General features: G+C 64.1%; 15 protein-coding genes and 1 pseudogene. 6 read left to right on the top strand and 10 right to left on the bottom strand.

Annotated features, from left to right (window positions below; genetic code table 11):
* Positions 1 to 27 precede the first annotated feature (27 nt).
* Entirely contained in the window at positions 28 to 807 is a 780-nt protein-coding gene (gloB, locus tag MXC11_RS04710) for a hydroxyacylglutathione hydrolase (RefSeq protein ID WP_250005997.1), read from the bottom strand.
* An 84-nt stretch (positions 808 to 891) separates the two neighbouring features.
* Here gloB and MXC11_RS04705 point away from each other — a divergent pair, with 84 nt between their 5' ends.
* Genes MXC11_RS04705 through nudC form a run of 5 tightly spaced genes read left to right on the top strand, consistent with a single transcriptional unit; the run spans position 892 to position 6,048 of the window.
* Positions 892 to 1,632 (top strand): methyltransferase domain-containing protein, encoded by a 741-nt coding sequence (locus MXC11_RS04705; protein WP_250005995.1) that lies wholly within the window; start codon positions 892 to 894, stop codon positions 1,630 to 1,632.
* Positions 1,629 to 2,072, top strand: coding sequence for a ribonuclease HI (rnhA, locus tag MXC11_RS04700; RefSeq protein WP_250005993.1), 444 nt, complete (start codon positions 1,629 to 1,631; stop codon positions 2,070 to 2,072). Before MXC11_RS04705 ends, rnhA begins: the two co-directional genes overlap by 4 nt.
* Before the next feature lie 29 nt (positions 2,073 to 2,101).
* The gene (gene dnaQ / locus MXC11_RS04695) at positions 2,102 to 2,872 is read left to right on the top strand and encodes a DNA polymerase III subunit epsilon (RefSeq protein ID WP_250005991.1); all 771 of its coding nucleotides are present in this window, start codon (positions 2,102 to 2,104) and stop codon (positions 2,870 to 2,872) included.
* A gap of 44 nt (positions 2,873 to 2,916) precedes the next feature.
* Positions 2,917 to 5,178, top strand: coding sequence for an Orn/Lys/Arg family decarboxylase (locus tag MXC11_RS04690; protein ID WP_250005989.1), 2,262 nt, complete (start codon positions 2,917 to 2,919; stop codon positions 5,176 to 5,178).
* A 36-nt stretch (positions 5,179 to 5,214) separates the two neighbouring features.
* Positions 5,215 to 6,048 carry an NAD(+) diphosphatase gene (nudC, locus tag MXC11_RS04685; protein WP_284060391.1) on the top strand — a complete coding sequence of 278 codons (834 nt, stop codon included), beginning with the start codon at positions 5,215 to 5,217 and terminating at the stop codon, positions 6,046 to 6,048.
* A gap of 121 nt (positions 6,049 to 6,169) precedes the next feature.
* Here nudC and MXC11_RS04680 read toward each other — a convergent pair whose 3' ends face one another.
* The 9 genes from MXC11_RS04680 to MXC11_RS04640 form a co-directional block, all read right to left on the bottom strand.
* Complete coding sequence (locus MXC11_RS04680) at positions 6,170 to 7,765, bottom strand: isocitrate lyase (RefSeq protein ID WP_250005988.1); 1,596 nt, start codon at positions 7,763 to 7,765, stop codon at positions 6,170 to 6,172.
* Positions 7,766 to 8,290: 525 nt separating this feature from the next.
* Positions 8,291 to 8,716, bottom strand: a complete 426-nt coding sequence (locus tag MXC11_RS04675; protein ID WP_250005986.1) for a GNAT family N-acetyltransferase — start codon at positions 8,714 to 8,716, stop codon at positions 8,291 to 8,293.
* Positions 8,709 to 9,878 (bottom strand): ribosomal protein uL16 3-hydroxylase, encoded by a 1,170-nt coding sequence (locus tag MXC11_RS04670; protein WP_250005984.1) that lies wholly within the window; start codon positions 9,876 to 9,878, stop codon positions 8,709 to 8,711. Before MXC11_RS04670 ends, MXC11_RS04675 begins: the two co-directional genes overlap by 8 nt.
* Before the next feature lie 87 nt (positions 9,879 to 9,965).
* Positions 9,966 to 11,336 (bottom strand): adenylosuccinate lyase, encoded by a 1,371-nt coding sequence (gene purB / locus MXC11_RS04665; RefSeq protein ID WP_250005982.1) that lies wholly within the window; start codon positions 11,334 to 11,336, stop codon positions 9,966 to 9,968.
* An 89-nt stretch (positions 11,337 to 11,425) separates the two neighbouring features.
* Positions 11,426 to 12,304, bottom strand: a complete 879-nt coding sequence (locus MXC11_RS04660) for a DMT family transporter (protein WP_250005980.1) — start codon at positions 12,302 to 12,304, stop codon at positions 11,426 to 11,428.
* Positions 12,305 to 12,307: 3 nt separating this feature from the next.
* The gene (hflD, locus tag MXC11_RS04655) at positions 12,308 to 12,928 is read right to left on the bottom strand and encodes a high frequency lysogenization protein HflD (RefSeq protein WP_250005978.1); all 621 of its coding nucleotides are present in this window, start codon (positions 12,926 to 12,928) and stop codon (positions 12,308 to 12,310) included.
* Positions 12,925 to 14,043 (bottom strand): tRNA 2-thiouridine(34) synthase MnmA, encoded by a 1,119-nt coding sequence (mnmA, locus tag MXC11_RS04650; protein WP_250006224.1) that lies wholly within the window; start codon positions 14,041 to 14,043, stop codon positions 12,925 to 12,927. The genes hflD and mnmA overlap by 4 nt, the downstream gene beginning before the upstream one ends.
* A 50-nt stretch (positions 14,044 to 14,093) precedes the next feature.
* The gene (locus MXC11_RS04645) at positions 14,094 to 14,543 is read right to left on the bottom strand and encodes an NUDIX hydrolase (RefSeq protein WP_250005976.1); all 450 of its coding nucleotides are present in this window, start codon (positions 14,541 to 14,543) and stop codon (positions 14,094 to 14,096) included.
* A 114-nt stretch (positions 14,544 to 14,657) separates the two neighbouring features.
* Entirely contained in the window at positions 14,658 to 16,883 is a 2,226-nt protein-coding gene (locus MXC11_RS04640; protein ID WP_250005974.1) for an NADP-dependent isocitrate dehydrogenase, read from the bottom strand.
* A gap of 543 nt (positions 16,884 to 17,426) precedes the next feature.
* On the opposite strand from MXC11_RS04640, the pseudogene MXC11_RS04635 reads away from it, so the two are divergent.
* Positions 17,427 to 18,167: pseudogene (locus MXC11_RS04635) on the top strand (putative oxygenase MesX); the annotation flags it as partial.
* Between the last annotated feature and the right edge of the window lie 94 nt (positions 18,168 to 18,261).

The raw sequence follows: 18,261 nt of genomic DNA, 5'->3' as shown, positions 1-18,261 counted from the left end.
CCGCCGGGGTCAAGGAAGCCCGTCGGCTCAGAAGCTATCCTTCCAGGCGCGCAGCAGGGCGAACGCCTCGGCATCGCTGCCGGGCAACTGGCCCCGCTCGGCGGCCAGCTGCTGGCGAATCGCCGGCTGATTGCCGCGCAGGAACGGGTTGATGGCCCGCTCGCGCGCCAGGCTTGAGGGCAGGGTGGGTTGCCCGGCGACCCGCTGCGCGGCGGCGGTCTGCTGGTAGTCCCGCAGCGCCTGATTCTGCGGCTCGACCGCCAAGGCAAAGCGCAGGTTGCTGAGGGTGTATTCGTGGGTGCAGTACACCGCCGTGGTCGCCGGCAAGGCGGCCAGGCGCTGCAGTGAAGCGTGCATCTGCGCCGCCGTGCCCTCGAACAGGCGGCCACAGCCGGCGCTGAACAGGGTGTCACCGCAGAACAGCACGCCCTCGGCGACGCTGTCGGCGTACAGGGCGATGTGGCCGGCGGTGTGTCCGGGCACGTGCATGATCTGCCAGGCATGTCCCAGCACCTCAAGGGATTGGCCGTCTTCCAGGGCGATGTCGCGGCCCGGGATGTTCTCAAGCGCCGGGCCATAGACGGTGGCCTGGGTCGCGGCCTTGAGCGCGGCAATGCCGCCGGTATGATCGCCGTGATGATGGGTGATCAGGATGGCCTCAAGGCGCATCTGTGGATGGGCTGCCAGCCACTCGAGCACCGGGGCGGCATCGCCCGGATCAACCACGGCGCAGCGGCCGAGCGCCGCGTCGCTGAGCAGCCAGATATAGTTGTCGTCGAAGGCGGGCAGCGGGGTAATCTGCAGCATCGGTAGGCTCTGTCGGTTGAGGAATACGGCAAATATCTTAGGCACAGAAGCCGCCGTCCGGCCATACGGGGAGCAAGATCGCACATGCAGGTATCAACCGCCCATTCGCGCACCCAGCGCCTGCAAGACTGGCTGGCCACGCCAGCCGGTCAGTATCTGCAGGCTCAGCAGCAGGCGCTGCTCGAGGCGGCGCTGGCCGGGAAGGTCATGCAGTATCTGCTGCATTACGGCAGCGATCTGGTGCGGCCAGCCCGTGAGCGCGTACGGCATGTCATCCGGCTGGGCATGCAGCATCCAGGTAGCGAGCTGCTCAGCGAGGAGGCGGCCTGGCCGGTGCGTGAGCATGCCGCCGATGCGGTGCTGCTGCTCAATGCCCTGGAGTGTGCCGACTCGCCCCATCAGCTGCTGCGCGAGGCGGCGCGCTGCGTTAGGCCCGGCGGGCATCTGGTGATGGTCGGCGTGAATCCCTGGAGCCTCTGGGGGCTGCGTGGCCGCTGGTGTGGCCCGGCCGAGCAGCGCCTGCATCCACTGTCCCCGGCACGGCTGATCGACTGGCTGCATCTTCTGGGCTTTGCGCTGGAGCATCGTCAGTTCGGGTGTTATCGTCCGCCGCTTTGCATGTCCCGGGCGGGCGGATGCTCGCGTGTCGAGCAGGTGGCACAGCGCCTGCAGTTGCCCGGCGGTGGCTGCTATGTGCTGGTCGCCTGCAAGCGGGTGGCCGGATTGCGGCCGCTGCCAGAGAGCCGTCGGGCGCCGCGCCTGCCGCTGCGTGCCGTGCCGGTGGCCAAGGTGGGACATCAACCGGATAATCCGAGTCGATCATGAGTGATAGTGTCGAGATCTACACCGATGGTGCCTGCAAGGGCAATCCTGGCCCCGGTGGCTGGGGGGCGCTGCTGGTCTGCCGCGGTGTCGAGCGTGAGCTGTGGGGCGGCGAGCAGGCCACCACTAATAACCGCATGGAGTTGACGGCGGCCATCCGTGCGCTGGCGCTGCTCAAGCGACCCTGCCGGGTGCAGCTGACCACCGATTCTGAATATGTGATGAAGGGCATCCGCGAGTGGCTGCCCAACTGGAAGAAGCGCGGCTGGAAGACCGCCAGCCGTCAGCCGGTGAAGAACGCCGATCTGTGGCAGGCGCTGGATGAGCAGGTGGCGCGCCATGAGGTGCACTGGCAGTGGGTGCGCGGCCATAACGGCCACCCCGGCAATGAGCGCGCCGACCAGTTGGCCAACCGCGGCGTGGCCGAGCTGGGCGGGCGCTGAAGCCTGCGCGTTGAATAAAAGGTACTGCAATGAGTCAAGACACCACGATCGAGCGGCTGGTCATTCTCGATACCGAGACCACCGGCCTTGAGCCCCGCGAGGGACACCGCATCATCGAAATCGGCTGCGTCGAGGTGATCGGCCGCCGGCTGACTGGCCGGCATTTTCATGTCTACATCAATCCCGAGCGCGAGGTGGACGAGGGCGCGGTAGCGGTGCACGGCATCACCGATGCGTTTCTGGCCGACAAGCCGCGCTTTCACGAGATCGTCGATGAATTTCTTGACTTTGTGCGCGGCGCCGAGCTGGTAATCCATAACGCGGCCTTCGACATTGGCTTTCTCAACCACGAGTTCGCCCTGCTCAAGGACCGCCCGCCGCTGGGCAGTGTGCTGGATTACTGCAGCGTGTTGGACACCCTGCGGATGGCCCGCGAGCGGCATCCTGGGCAGCGCAACAGCCTCGATGCGCTGTGCAAACGCTACGGCGTAGACAACTCGGGCCGTGAGCTGCACGGCGCATTGCTGGATGCCGAGATTCTCGCCGACGTCTACCTGGCGATGACCGGTGGCCAGACCAGCCTGTCGCTGGCCGGGCAGGGCGGTGAGGACAGCAGCCCCGGCGCGCAGACCAGCGAGATCCGTCGCTTGCCGGTGGAGCGGCCGCGCACGCCGGTGATCCGCGCCAGTGATGAGGAGTGCCAGCAGCATGCGGCCCGGCTGGCGGCACTGGCCAAGGCCTGCGGCGGGGAGGCGCTGTGGAGTCGCCTGGAGGCAGAGTTGGCGGCGACCCGCCACTGAAGCGGCTACCCTGAGGCGTGACCCGGCGTTGACAGGTAGCCGTCATGCATGACGATCTTGGATTTTCCCTGCTGCTGATTCATCCCCAATTGCATGCCGATAGCCTTGCTGGTGTGCGTCTGCGTGAGCTGATTACCGCCTTCGAGCAGCGCGGTCAGGCGGTGCTGGCTACGGCGGAGCTGTCCGAGGGGCAGCTGATTGCCAGCTCCCAGCACGGGCTGGCGGCGATCCTGCTGGGCGCCGAGGATGCCGGCAGCGATGCGCCCCGCCTGCAGGCCATGAGCGCGTTGCTGCACAGTGCCCGCCAGCGGGCTCCGCATCTGCCGCTGTTCGCGCTGGGCGAGCAGCTGACCCTGGAGCAGGCACCGCCGGAAACCTTCAGTGAGCTGGGCCAGTGGCGCGGCATTCTCTACCTGTTCGAGGACAGCGTGGCCTTTCTGGCCGCTCAGGTGCTGCAGGCGATCGAGCACTATTTCGAGACCCTGCTGCCGCCGTTTTTCCGGACGCTGCGCCGCTACAGCGCCCGGGCGCGGCACACCTGGCACACGCCGGGGCATGGCGGTGGCGTGGCTTATCGCAAGAGTCCGGTGGGCTTGGCGTTTCAGCGCTTTTTTGGCGAGAACACCCTGCGGGCGGATCTGTCGGTCTCGGTGGGCGAGCTGGGTTCGCTGCTCGATCACAGCGGGCCACTGGCGGCCGCCGAGCAACGCGCTGCGCGGATCTTTGCCGCTGATCACAGCTTTTTCGTGATCAATGGCACGTCGACTGCCAACAAGATCGTCTGGCACGCGCTGGTCAGTCGCGGGGATCTGGTGCTGGTGGATCGCAACTGCCACAAGTCGGTGGTGCATGCGCTGGTGATGACCGGTGCGATTCCGCTGTATCTGGAGCCGGCGCGCAATGCCCTGGGGCTCATTGGGCCGGTGCCGCTGGAAGAATTCAGCCAGGCGGCGATTGCCGCAAAAATTGCGGCCTGTCCGCAGGCTGCCGGACGCGCACCCCGGGTGCGTCTGGTGTTGCTGACTCACTCGACCTATGACGGCCTGTGCTACAACCTCGAGCAAATCTGTCGCACGCTGGGCGCGTCTGCCGAGGTGCTGCATGTTGATGAAGCCTGGTTTGCCTATGCGGCCTTCCACCCGTTCTATGCCGAGCGTTTTGCCATGGGCGTGACCCGCAGCGCCGGTGAGCCCATGCCGCTGGTGTGCAGCACCCAGTCCAGCCACAAGATGCTGGCGGCGTTCAGTCAGGCCTCGATGATCCATGTGCGCAATGCGCCGGAGCGGACGCTGGATGTGGCGCGCTTCAATGAGGCGTTCATGATGCACACCTCCACCTCGCCGCAATACGCCATCCTCGCTTCGCTGGATGTGGCGGCGGCGATGATGGAAGGCGAGGCCGGGCAGTCACTGATTCAGGAGTGCCATGACGAGGCGCTGGCGTTCCGGCGCGCGATGGCGCGTCTGCGCGCCGGACTTGTGCGGGGTGACTGGTGGTTCGAGCTGTGGCAACCGCCGCAGGCAACGGGGGCCACGACGCTGCAGTCGGCCGACTGGGTGCTGGAAAGTGAGGCGCACTGGCATGGTTTTGGGGCGCTGGCGAGCGAGCATGTCCTGCTGGATCCGCTCAAGGTCACCCTGGTGACGCCGGGGCTGATGCCGGACGGCCAGTTGGCGGCGCAGGGCATTCCGGCGCGCGTGCTGAGCCGCTTTCTGCATGAGCGCGGCGTGGTGGTGGAAAAGACCGGCCTCTATTCGCTGCTGGTGCTGTTCTCGATGGGGGTCACCAAGGGCAAGTGGAGCAGCCTGATCACCGAGCTTCTGACCTTCAAGCGCCTGCATGATGGCAATGCGCCGCTGGAGGAGGCCTTGCCCAGCCTGCTGGCGGATGAGCCGCAGCGTTATCGTGGGCTGGGCTTGCGTGATCTGTGTCAGCAGCTGCACGAGGCGTATCGCCGCGCGCGCTTGCCGGCCCTGCTGGAGGAGTTGCACCGGCAGCGGCCACCGATGGTGCTGACGCCAGCCGAGGCGTTCGAGCGGCTGGTGCGCGGTGCGGTCGAGGCGGTGCCGCTGGAGGCACTGCCTGGACGGGTCGCGGCGGTCATACTGGTACCTTATCCGCCGGGGATCGCGCTGATTCTGCCGGGAGAGCGTTTCGGCACGCTGCAGCACAGCCTGATCGATTATCTGCGCGCTGTGGTGACACTGGCCGATGCGTTTCCGGGGTTTCGCAGCGAGGTGCAGGGCTTGCGCGAGCATGAGGTGCAGGGAGCGCGGCGCTATACGGTGGACTGCCTGCTGGAGTGAGTCTGCGTGAAGTTTTGGGAAGGCGAAGGTGAGGTGATGACGGATTGGCAGGTCGCGGTGATCGATGAGTCGCAGACGGGCGGCTGGTTTGTGCTGCATTGCCGCCAGCAGTTTTTCTGCTCGGCGCACGGGCCGCTATGGCGGCGTGATGGCCGGGAGCGCCAGCTTGAAGGGGTGCTGAGCGAGCAGGGCATCGGCTATTGGCAGGGCGAGCCGGTGTTTGTGCTGGAGCTGTCCGAGGCCCTGGCCGCTCCTCTGCCGGGGGGCTACTGGAAAGGCCTGCGCCAGTTTCTGGTCGAAGGGGATCGACCGGCCTTTCGCCTGCTCGGCTATGCGGCGCAGATCGCCACCTGGGCGCGGCAGCACCGTTTCTGCGGTGGCTGTGGCGTGGCCTTGCAGCCGCTGGCCGGGCAGCGGGCGATGGCGTGTCCGGCGTGCCATGTGCATTTCTATCCGCGCCTGTCGCCCAGCATCATTGTGCTGGTGACCCGCGGCGATCATCTGCTGCTGGCGCGCTCGCCGCGCTTTGCCAATGGCATGTACAGCACGCTGGCCGGCTTTGTCGAACCGGGGGAATCGATCGAGGCCTGCGTGCACCGTGAGGTGGCGGAGGAGGTGGCGGTGCGGGTCGAGAACCTGCGCTATGTGACCAGCCAGAGCTGGCCGTTCCCGCATTCGCTGATGCTGGGCTTTCATGCCGACTACGCCGGTGGTGAGATCGTCCCTCAACCGGAGGAGATCGTCGATGCGCGCTGGTTTGCGCTCGACCAGTTGCCGCTGTTGCCGCCGCCGGGCTCGATCTCCCGCTATCTGATCGATTTGTATCTTGCGCACCGACAGGGACATGCCGAACCGCCGCTGCCGCCCTGATGAGTGGGTCAGGCTTGCTGCGCTGAACGCTCGTTGCCGTGCAGACAAACAAAAACCCCGACGCAAGCGTCGGGGTTTTTTACACCAGAGAGGGCAGGTTACTGCCCTCTTGAGCCAGTTCTTAGTGGAACTGGTTCATGGTGTTGTCTTTACCGGAGGCCTTCAGCGCGGCCTCACCAGCAAAGTATTCCTTGTGGTTGTCGCCGATGTCGGAGCCAGCCATGTTCTGGTGCTTGACGCAGGCGATGCCCTGACGCAGTTCTTCACGCTGCACGCCCTTGACGTAGGCCAGCATGCCCAGGTCGGCGAAATAGCCCTTGGCCAGGTTGTCGGTGGACAGGGCCGCAGTGTGGTAGGTCGGCAGGGTGATCAGGTGGTGGAAGATGCCAGCCTGAGCGGAACCGTCGCGCTGGAAGGTACGGATCTTCTCGTCGGCAACCTGAGCCAGCTCGGTGTTGTCGTACTCGACACTCATCAGCTTGGCGCGGTCGTAGGCGGAGACGTCCTTGCCTTCGGCAGCCATGGCGTCGAACACCTGCTGACGGAAGTTCAGGGTCCAGTTGAAGGACGGGCTGTTGTTGTACACCAGCTTGGCATTCGGGATGACTTCGCGGATGCGGTCAACCATGCCCTTGATCTGGCCAACGTGCGGCTTCTCGGTTTCGATCCACAGCAGGTCAGCACCGTTCTGCAGGCTGGTGATGCAGTCCAGCACGCAACGGTCTTCGCCGGTGCCAGCACGGAACTGGAACAGGCCGGAGGCCAGACGCTTCGGACGCAGCAGCTTGCCGTCGCGGTTCAGCACCACGTCGCCATTCTTCATGTCGGCCGGGCTGATCTCTTCGCAGTCCAGGAAGCTGTTGTACTTGTCGCCCAGGTCGCCCGGCTCGCGGGTTACGGCGATCTGCTTGGTCAGACCGGCGCCCAGGGAGTCGGTACGGGCAACGATCACGCCATCGTCAACGCCCAGCTCGAGGAAGGCGTAGCGCACAGCGTTGATCTTGGCGAGGAAGTCTTCGTGCGGAACGGTGACTTTACCGTCCTGGTGGCCGCACTGCTTCTCGTCGGAAACCTGGTTCTCGATCTGGATGCAGCAGGCACCGGCTTCGATCATCTTCTTGGCCAGCAGGTAGGTCGCTTCAGCGTTACCGAAACCGGCGTCGATGTCGGCGATGATCGGGACAACGTGAGTTTCGTAGCCGTCGATCTGGGCCAGCAGCTCAGCTTCCTTGGCCTTGTCGCCTTCGGCACGAGCCTTGTCCAGCGCGACGAACAGCAGGTCCAGCTCACGGGCATCAGCCTGACGCAGGAAGGTGTACAGCTCTTCGATCAGACCGGAAACGGCGGTCTTCTCGTGCATCGACTGGTCCGGCAGCGGACCGAAGTCAGAGCGCAGGGCAGCAACCATCCAGCCGGACAGGTACAGGTAGCGCTTGTTGGTGGTCTTCAGGTGCTTCTTGATGGAGATCAGCTTCTGCTGACCGATGAAGCCATGCCAGCAGCCCAGGGACTGGGTGTAGACAGAGGAGTCGGCGTCGTACTCGGCCATGTCCTTGCGCATGATGGCCGCGGTGTACTTGGCGATGTCCAGACCGGTCTTGAAGCGGTTCTGGATGCGCATGCGCGCAGCGGACTCGGGGTTGATGGCGTCCCAGCTGCTGCCATACGTTTCTTTCAGAGCGGCGACGGCCTTGATCTCGTTCTGGTATGCGGACATGTTCAATCCTTCAGGAAGTTGTTTCATCGAGCACCAACACAACCATTCAAGCGCAAATGTTTGAACACTGTGTTGCAGGGGCTCACCGCAGTGCGTCGCAACAGGACGGGCGGTTGTAGTGAAGCTGGAAGGCACTACACGCTGCGCCGGGACGTGCAAAGACAGCCTGCGTAGCAGCAGGTGCCGGCCCGTTCGGCCATCAGGTGAAGCGGTTGCTTCCGGTTCTTCGCTGTAACCGTGTCCCCGTCGCTACCTTGTCGCACCACCGGATGGGGTACTGACATGAAGCCTCAGTCGGTCAGCCTGACCTGAGTGCTTCAGGGGCGTTTTACGGCCTCTGGTCAGCGGGAGCGAGGGCATCATGCGCCGGGTGAATGGCAGCGTCAATCGGTTTTGTAGTTTTTTTCTGGAGCTACTACAAAAGTCTAGAGCGCTGCAGGCGAGGGGAGTATCAAGGGGGAGAGCCTGCAACCCCGGGCTCTGTCGAGGTGAGCGCACCCGGCCTGTGCCGGGTGCGCGGGCGACTCAGGCGCTGTCGCGCTCCATGTCGACATGCGGGATGCCAGCCTCGAGAAACTCCTCGCTGCAGACCTGGAAACCCAGGCGCTCATAGAAGGCAATCGCATAGCTCTGCGCGGTGAGGAACTGACGGCGCAGGCCGCGGCGCTCTGCTTCGGCAATCGCCGCTTCCATCAGGCGCTCGCCGATGTGCAGACCGCGCCAGTCCTTGAGTACCGAGACCCGGCCAATCCGCCCGTCGGGCAGCAGGCGTGCGGTGCCTACGGCAAATTCGTCCTCAAGGGCGAGAAAGTGCACGGCGGTTTCGTCCTCGCCGTCCCACTCCAGCTCCGGCGGCACCTCCTGCTCGGTGACAAACACCGCTTCACGGATGCGCCGCAGATCGGCATTGTCCGCCTGCCAGTCGGCGATACGTACATGGATCCTACTCATCGTTGGCAAACTCCAGGCTGCCCTGTTTGACCAGTTCGTGGATCAGCGTCAACGCTTCATCGTTGTCCAGCCACGGGGCAAGGTTGTCGAGGTAGAAAATGTCGGCGCTGCAGATCAGCTTGAGCAGTTCGCGCAGTTCGCCGTCCAGGCGGCGACTCAGGCCGCTGACAAACAGCACCACGCCGTCATCGAGCTCACTCCAGGCCAGGCGGGCGCTGGGGTTGCGCACCAGCAGGGCGCCCTCGGCCAGTGCGCCGAAGCACTCGCCCAGCTCGATGTCCAGTCCACCGACCAGTTCCGGATAGCGTGGCTCGGTCATGAACTGACCAAACCAGGTCATCAGCAGCTGTTCGTTGTTGATGTGCCGGTCGATCAGGCCTTTCAGGCGCAGCAGGGCATCACGCTGGATCTGGTGCGGATCCTGGGTAGGCGCGCAGCCAAGGTCGCTGTAGCGCTCCTCGTCGGGGAGAAACTGGCCGAGAAAATCCGTGAAGTGGCTGAGCACTTCACTGGCGCTGGGCGCGCGAAAACCTACCGAGAAGGTCAGGCACTCATCTTCGGCAATGCCGTAGTGGGCCAGACGCGGCGGCAGATAGAGCATGTCGCCCGGCTCAAGCACGAACTCCTCATCCTGCTCGAAGCCGGCCAGGATGCGCAGCTCGTCATGCTCGAGCAGCGCGGTGTCGCTGTCGCACCACTGGCCAAGCTTCCAGCGCCGGCGGCCTTCGGCCTGCAGCAGGAACACGTCGTAGTTGTCGTAGTGCGGACCCACACCACCACCGGGGGCGGCGTAGCTGATCATCAGGTCATCGATGCGCCAGCTGGGCAGGAACTGGAACTGCTCGAGCAGTTCACGGCACTCCGGCACGAACTGATCGACCGCCTGCACCAGCAGGGTCCAGTCACGCTCGGGCAATTGCTGGTAGGTGTCCTCGCCAAAGGGGCCGCGGCGCAGCTCCCAGGGCTGGTCGCCGTGTTCGAGGATGATGCGCGACTCGACCTCTTCCTCAAGGGAGAGTCCGGCCAGTTCGTCCGCACTGATCGGGCTCTGGTAGCCGGGGATGGCCTGGCGGATCAGCAGCGGCTTCTGCTGCCAGTAGTCGCGGAGAAATTCGCGGGGCGTCAGGCCGCCCAGCAGTTGCAGCGGGGTATCAGGTGCCATATCCAACTCTTTGATATGAAAACGCCCGACCGCAAGACTGGCGATGACCAGTCTATACGGTCGGGCGAGGGGCCGTTCAGGCTGGGATCAGATGCGTTTGGCCTGAGCCACGGCATTGCCGATGTAGCTGGCCGGGGTCATCACACGCAGTTCGGCCTTGGCGGCTTCCGGGATGTCCAGGGTGTCGATGAACTCGCGCAGGGCGTCGGCGCTGATGCCTTTGCCGCGGGTCAGCTCCTTGAGCTTCTCGTAGGCATTTTCCACTGCGTAGCGGCGCATCACAGTCTGCACCGGCTCGGCCAGCACTTCCCAGCAGTTGTCCAGGTCTTCGGCGACGCGGGCGGCGTTCAGTTCCAGCTTGCCGATGCCCTTGAGGCTGGCCTCGTAGGCAATGACGCTGTGCGCCAGGCCCACCCCGAGGTTGCGTAGCACGGTGGAGTCGGTCAGGTCGCGCTGCCAGCGGGAGATCGGCAGCTTGCTGGCCAGGTGCTGCATGATCGCGTTGGCGATACCGAGGTTGCCTTCGGAGTTCTCGAAGTCGATCGGGTTGACCTTGTGCGGCATGGTCGAGGAGCCGATCTCGCCGGCCACGGTCTTCTGCTTGAAGTAGCCGAGGGAGATGTAGCCCCATACGTCGCGATCAAAATCGATCAGGATGGTGTTGAAGCGGGCGATCGCATCGTACAGCTCGGCGATGTAGTCGTGCGGCTCGATCTGGGTGGTGTAGGGGTTCCAGGCAAGACCCAGGTCACCTTCGATGAACTCGCGGGCGTTGGTTTCCCAGTCAATATCCGGGTAGGCCGACAGGTGGGCGTTGTAGTTGCCCACCGCGCCATTGATCTTGCCGAGCAGCGGCACGGCAGCGATCTGGGCAATCTGGCGCTCCAGACGGTAGACCACGTTGGCCATTTCCTTGCCGAGGGTGGTCGGCGAGGCCGGCTGGCCGTGGGTGCGCGAGAGCATCGGCACCTCGGCGAACTGCACGGCCAGGGCGCGGATGGCGTCGGCCAACTGGCGCATCAGCGGCAGCAGCACCTCATCGCGGCCCTCGCGCAGCATCAGCGCATGGGACAGGTTGTTGATGTCCTCGCTGGTGCAGGCGAAGTGGATGAACTCGCTGACCGCAGCCAGTTCCGGCAGCTGGGCGGCTTGCTCTTTGAGCAGGTACTCCACGGCCTTGACGTCGTGGTTGGTGGTGCGCTCGATCTCCTTGATGCGCTCGGCGTGCTCGAGCTGGAAGTTCTCCGCCAGCGCGTTCAGCAGGGCATGGGCCTCGGCGGAGAACGGCGCGACTTCCGGGATGCCGGCATGGGCAGCCAGACGCTGCAGCCAGCGAACCTCGACCTTGACGCGGTTACGGATCAGGCCGAACTCGCTGAAGATCGGGCGCAGGGCGCTGGTTTTGCTGCCATAGCGGCCATCGACGGGAGACACTGCGGTGAGCGGGGAGAGCTGCATGAGGACGTTCTCTGTGGGTGTCGGGTGCTGAAAGGGTGCAGATTATACATGATTGACCGCTCTGCCGGCGGACCGGGATGGGCGCCGTGTCAGGCTGCGGGCTTGGTGCGCCACAGCAGCGGCAGCAGGCCAGCGGCAAAGACCAGGGCCGCCCCGATCAGCGAGGCCTGACCAGGTACCTCGTCCCAGCGCAGCCAGGCGATCAGTCCGCCAAACACGATGGCGAGGTAAGCGACCGGGCCGATCAGGCCGGGCGGTGCGCAGCTGTAGGCTTGCGACATGGCAATCTGCCCGAAGCTTGCGGTCAGGCCGGCGGCGATCAGCAGCAGCCACTGCGGGGCGGTGAGCGTCTGCCAGGCCCAAAGCAGCGGCACGGCGGAGATCAGCGTGCTGACCAGCGCGAACCAGAACACGATCCGAAAAGCCGGCTCGCTGCTGCTCATCTCGCGGATCGAGACAAAGGCACAGGCCGCCAGTACAGCAGCAAGGATGCCGACCAGCGACAGCCCCGAGAGCAGGGCGCCGCTCGGTTTGGCCACCAGCGCTACACCGACGAAGCCGATGGCCGTGGCGGCCAGCATCGGGCGGGTCAGCGGCTCCTTGAGCCAGACGCGAGCAATCAGCGGCACGAAGACCGGCGCGGCGTAGCTGAACAGCATGGCGTCGGTCAGCGGCAGGTGGGCGAGGGCATAGAAGTAGCAGTACATCGCCGCCAGCCCGTACAGGCTGCGCTTGATATGCGCCCAGGGGCGCTGGGTACGCAGCGGTGTCAGGCCGCGGGTCAGCACCAGCGGCAGGAAGAACAGCACGCCGACCGCATTGCGAAAGAACACGATCATCTCGTTGTTGACGCTGGCGGTGGCCTCGCGGATGAACACGCCCATCAGGGCAAAGAACAGCGCCGACAGGGCCAGCAAGGCGGCACCGCGCAGCGGTTGCTGGCGGCGCAGCGGGGTAGTGGATGGCATGGCTCAGCCCCGCAGCAGCGGGTAAAGATCATCCAGCAGGCGCTTGCGGCTGAGCAGCAGTTGCCAGCGTCGCCCACCCAGCTGGCGCCAGAGCATGGCGCTGCGGATGCCGGCCAGCAGCAGGGCGCGGATCCGGTCGGCATTGCGGCTGTCTTGCAGGTGGCGCATCTCGCCATGCACCTGGATGCGCTGGCGGAAGGTGCTGAGAGTGTCCTGATAGAGCGCGGCGCAGGCGGCGATCACGTTGTCATGGGTGATGCCGAACAGTTCGACCTGCTGCTCGATCTGCTGCAGACGGCTGCCGATGACCTGCAGCATGCCCGAGCGCTTGGCCAGCTGGCGCTCCAGGGCGATCAGCGCCACCGCATAGCGCAGCGTTTCGCGCGGTAGCTGCTGTGGGTTGCGCTCCAGCGCACCGGCCAAGGCGCGTACACCGTCACGCAGGTTGTAGTGATCGCCGCCGTAGACTTCGAGGGTGTTTTTAGGGTTGCGCACCAGCAGGCTGCCGAGCAGACAGCCGAGCGGTGCCTCGCTGACCTGGCCGCTCTTGGCCAGACGATCAACCAGTGCGGCGGCCTCGAAGACGCCACACAGGGCCAGCAGGCGTTCCTGTTGCGGGGTCATGGGCGCTGGATCTCCGCATCCCAGGGCGTGGTGGTCTCGATCACGCCACCGCCCAGGCACACCTCGCCGTCATAGAACACCACCGATTGCCCGGGGGTGACGGCGCGCTGTGGCTCGCTGAAGGTGACCCGATAACCGCTGGCGGTACGCTCTAGGGTGCAGGCCTGATCCTGCTGGCGGTAGCGCACCTTGGCGGTGAGCGGGCGTGGGGCATCCAGTGCGATCGGGTTGACCCAGAAGATCTGCGAGGCTTCCAGGCTGCGTGAGAACAGCCAGGGATGTTCGTTACCCTGACCGACGATCAGCACATTGCGCGCCATGTCCTTGGCCAGCACATACCAGGCGTCGTCGCCGGCATCCTTCATGCCGCCGATGCCCAGCCCCTGACGCTGGCCGATGGTGTGATACATCAGGCCGTGGTGCTGGCCGATCACCTGGCCGTCGATGGTCTGGATTTCCCCCGGCTGGGCCGGCAGGTACTGCTTGAGGAAATCACGGAAGCGCCGCTCGCCGATGAAGCAGATGCCGGTGGAGTCCTTCTTCTTGGCGGTGACCAGGCCATGCTGCTCGGCAATGGCGCGCACCGCAGGCTTCTCCAGCTCGCCGACCGGGAACAGAGTGCGGGCGATCTGCTCACCGCCGACCGCGTGCAGGAAGTAGCTCTGATCCTTGTTCGGATCGAGGCCCTTGAGCAGCTCGCTGCGCCCGTCGATATCGCGGCGGCGCACATAATGCCCGGTGGCGATCAGATCAGCGCCGAGCATCAGCGCGTAGTCGAGGAAGGCCTTGAACTTGATTTCCCGGTTACAAAGGATGTCCGGGTTGGGCGTGCGTCCAGCCTTGTATTCGGCGAGAAAATGTTCGAATACATGATCCCAGTATTCGGCGGCGAAGTTGGCGGTGTGCAGCCGGATGCCCAGCTTGTCACAGACCGCCTGGGCATCGGCGAGGTCTTCCTTGGCGGTGCAGTACTCGGTGCCGTCGTCCTCTTCCCAGTTCTTCATGAACAGACCTTCGACCTGATAACCCTGCTGCATCAGCAAGAGGGCAGAGACCGAGGAGTCGACACCGCCGGACATGCCGACGATCACGCGGGTATGGGCTGGGTCACGCATAGTCATCCGGAAAACCGCTGGGCTGGAAAAGGGACGATTCTAGCAGGCGATCATGGTGAGGTGCGGATCAGTGTCAGCGGGTAGTGATGGCCGGCCAGGTAGTCGTCGATGCAGCGGGCGACCAGATGGCTGCGCCATTGGGCCTGCTGCTGCTCGAGCTCGGCGCGGGTCAGCCAGCGTGGGCCGATGATGCCCTGATCGAGCGGCAGATCCGGGCGGTGGCGCAGCGGGCGGGCGGCAAAGCAGATGCGCTGGTAGGTCACGCCATTGCTGGGGGCGGTGTAGAGGTAGAGGCCGGTGACGCCGGTCAGCTCGACTTCCCAGCCGGTTTCTTCCAGGGTTTCACGCAGCGCTGCTTCCAGCAGGCTTTCGTTGGCTTCCAGATGACCCGCGGGCTGATTGAGCACCACGCGCCCTTCGGCATGCTCTTCGACCAGCAGGAAGCGGCCCTGATCCTCGACGACGGTGGCCACGGTGACATGGGGGGTGAAGCGTGCCATCGGCATTCTCCTTGTTCGGTACGGCAGGCGCGCCGCAGAGACGACAACCCCGGCCGCAGCCGGGGTCGTCTGGACGCCAGAGGCGTCACGGTGCGCTCGTCAACGCAGGGTTGCTCAGGCCAGGGTGGCCAGAGCGGCGTTGAAGGTTGCGCTCGGGCGCATGGCCTGGCTGGTCAGCGCCGGATCGGCATGGTAGTAGCCGCCGATATCCAGCGTCTTGCCTTGCACCTCGTTCAGCTCGGTGACGATCTGCTGCTCCTGCTCGGCCAGGGTCTTGGCCAGACCGCTGAACTGAGCCTTGAGCTCCGCATCGACGTCCTGAGCAGCCAGTGCCTGCGCCCAGTACAGGGCCAGGTAGAAGTGACTGCCGCGGTTGTCGAGCTGACCGACCTTGCGCGAGGGCGACTTGTTGCTGTCGAGGAACTGGGCGTTGGCCTGGTCGAGGGTATCGGCCAGAACCTGTGCCTTGCGGTTACCGGTCGCTGCGGCCAGATGCTCCAGCGAGGCTGCCAGTGCTAGGAACTCACCCAGCGAATCCCAGCGCAGGTGGTTTTCCTCGAGGAACTGCTGCACGTGCTTGGGAGCGGAGCCACCGGCGCCGGTCTCGAACAGACCACCGCCGTTCATCAGCGGCACGATGGAGAGCATCTTGGCGGAGGTGCCCAGCTCCATGATCGGGAACAGGTCGGTCAGGTAGTCACGCAGCACGTTGCCGGTCACCGAGATGGTGTCTTGGCCGGCGCGGATGCGCTCCAGGGACAGCTTCATCGCCTCTACCGGGGCGAGGACACGGATATCCAGGCCGCTGGTGTCGTGATCCTTCAGGCACTGCTCGACCTTCTTGATCATCTCGGCATCGTGGGCGCGCTGGGCGTCCAGCCAGAAGATGGCCGGGGTGTTGCTGGCGCGGGCGCGGTTGACGGCGAGCTTGACCCAGTCCTGGATCGGTGCGTCCTTGGCCTGGCACATGCGCCAGATGTCACCGGCTTCAACCGGCTGCTCCATCAGCACCTGACCGGCTTCGTCGCTGACGCGCACCACGCCGGCCTGGGCGATTTCAAAGGTCTTGTCGTGGGAGCCGTATTCCTCGGCCTTCTGCGCCATCAGACCGACGTTGGGCACGCTGCCCATGGTCACCGGATCGAAGGCGCCGTGCGCTTTGCAGTCCTCGATGACCGCCTGGTAGATGGTGGCGTAGCAGCGGTCAGGGATCAGTGCCTTGGTGTCGTGCAGCTGACCATCCGGGCCCCACATCTTGCCGGAGTCACGGATCATGGCCGGCATCGAGGCGTCGACGATGATGTCGCTCGGCACATGCAGGTTGGTGATGCCCTTGTCGGAGTTGACCATCGCCAGCGGCGGACGCACGGCGTAGACGGCCTGCACATCGGCTTCGATGGCGGCCTGCTGCTCAGCCGGCAGCGCCTTGATGCGCGCGTACAGGTCGCCAATGCCGTTGTTCGGATTGAAGCCGACTTCCGCCAGCACGTCGGCGTGCTTGGTCAGGGCGTCCTTGTAGTACTCGCTGACGATGTGGCCGAACATGATCGGGTCGGAGACCTTCATCATGGTGGCCTTGAGGTGCGCGGAGAGCAGCACGCCCTGCTGCTTGGCTTCGTCGATCTGGGCAGCGATGAACTGGCGCAGCGCCTGCTTGCTCATCACCGAGCAGTCGAGGATCTCGCCCGCCTTGACACTGGTCTTGGCCTTGAGCACGGTGCTGTTGCCATCGGCGGCGATCAGCTCGATCTTCACGCTGCCATCGGCGGCTACGGTCACGGCCTTTTCACTGCCGTAGAAATCGCCCTGCGTCATGAAGGCAATGTGGGACTGGGAATCAGCGCTCCAGGCACCCATCTTGTGCGGATTCTTGCGAGCGTAGTTCTTGACCGACAGCGGGGCGCGGCGATCGGAGTTGCCCTCGCGCAGCACCGGGTTCACGGCACTGCCCTTGACGCGGTCGTAGCGGGCCTTGATGTCTTTTTCGGTGTCGTTGGCCGGATTTTCCGGATAGTCCGGCAGGGCATAACCCTGGCTCTGCAGCTCTTTGATGGCGGCGAGCAGCTGCGGAACGGAGGCACTGATGTTCGGCAGCTTGATGATGTTGGCTTCAGGCGTGGTGGCCAGCTGGCCCAGCTCGGTGAGGTGATCACCAATCTGCTGCTCGGGCTTCAGGTATTCGGGGAAGAGGGCAATGATACGGCCGGCGAGGGAGATGTCCCGGGTTTCAACGGCAATACCGGAAGAAGCGGTGTAGGCCTGGATGATCGGAAGCAGGGAGTAGGTGGCCAGCGCCGGTGCTTCGTCGGTCAAGGTATAGATAATTTTGGAGGTGGACATCTTTTGATCTAACCCTCAGTTTTGCTGTGGTTGCACAGAGTCTTGATGCGCTCAGGAAAGTACCTCTTGAGGTTGTTCCAAGCGCATCGGCTTGTGGCCTTCGGCTGCTTGTTGTTGTGTGGCATCAGACCGGCAAGCACTGGAAGGCGAGCGGATAGGTCTCGCTTCAGGCTGGCGCAGCCTCCTCTGCCACTGCAGTCGCGACCGCAGCATAGCATGATCTTTCGCTTGTATTCAGCGGGCTTGCACCGGCGTTGGGCGTATATCGCCGGTAGTTTTGCGCCCCGTGATGCATGCGCCACGAAGAGAGTCGCCGTTCAATTTGCGTCAAGACCGATCACCCGTTCCCTGTTGAGATCGGTGCTCGCACGCCTGCAATCATGAATAAAATTTTATTTCACAAAGAATAAAATGAGTTTGTCTAATTGGTTGCCGGTGCTGAAAATGAATCCCAGACAAACGGTCAAGCGCTGCCGCAGCGCCTGTTGGCCAAAAGATCGATGTCGCCGTCAGGATCCATTTCAAGTACAGAGCGCGTGGAATATGAGTACCGACTTCCAGTTTTCCGTCAACAGCACGAGGTTTGATGAGCACTATGTCCCGGCCGGAAATACCCGGCTGACCACCAACTTTGCCAATCTGGCCCGCGGGGCGCGTCGTCAGGAGAACCTGCGCAATACCCTGAAGATGATCGACAACCGCTTTAACGCACTGGCGCATTGGGATAATCCAAACGGTGATCGGTATTCGGTCGAGCTGGAGATCGTCTCGGTGGACATCGGGCTGACCGGGCAGGCCGCGGATCAGTGTCTGCCGCTGATCGAGCTGCTCAAAACCAACATCATCGATCGGCATAAAAACGCAAAGATCGACGGCGTAGTCGGCAACAGTTTCTCCTCGTATGTCCGCGACTACGACTTCAGCGTGCGTCTGCTCGAGCATAACCAGCATCAGTCCGAGTTCAGCGTGCCCGAAGGCTTTGGCGAGCTGCACGGGCAGCTGTTCAAGCACTTCGTCAGCTCCAGTGCCTACCGTGAGCACTTCAAGAAGCCGCCACTTATTTGCCTCAGTGTGTCCCATACCAAGACCTACCAGCGCACCGACAACGTGCACCCGGTACTGGGGGTTGAGTATCGGCAGGACGAGCACTCACTGACTGATGCGTACTTCAGCAAGATGGGCCTGAGCGTGCGCTATTTCATGCCCGCCAACAGCGTGGCGCCGTTGGCGTTCTACTGTGCCGGCGATCTGCTGGCGGATTACAGCGATCTTGAGTTGATCAGCTGAACCGCCCCGGGAATTCCGGAGGCTCTCTGGTTTGAGTCATGCCGCCAGGGCTGACTCGTCGAGTTGTCGATAATACGCGGCTTCAGCTTCC

Origin of the sequence: Pseudomonas eutrophicaquae (genome assembly GCF_023544715.1) — a bacterium.
In the GTDB taxonomy this organism is placed as follows: Bacteria; Pseudomonadota; Gammaproteobacteria; order Pseudomonadales; family Pseudomonadaceae; genus Geopseudomonas.
This window is presented reverse-complemented; position numbering and strand designations above follow the sequence as displayed.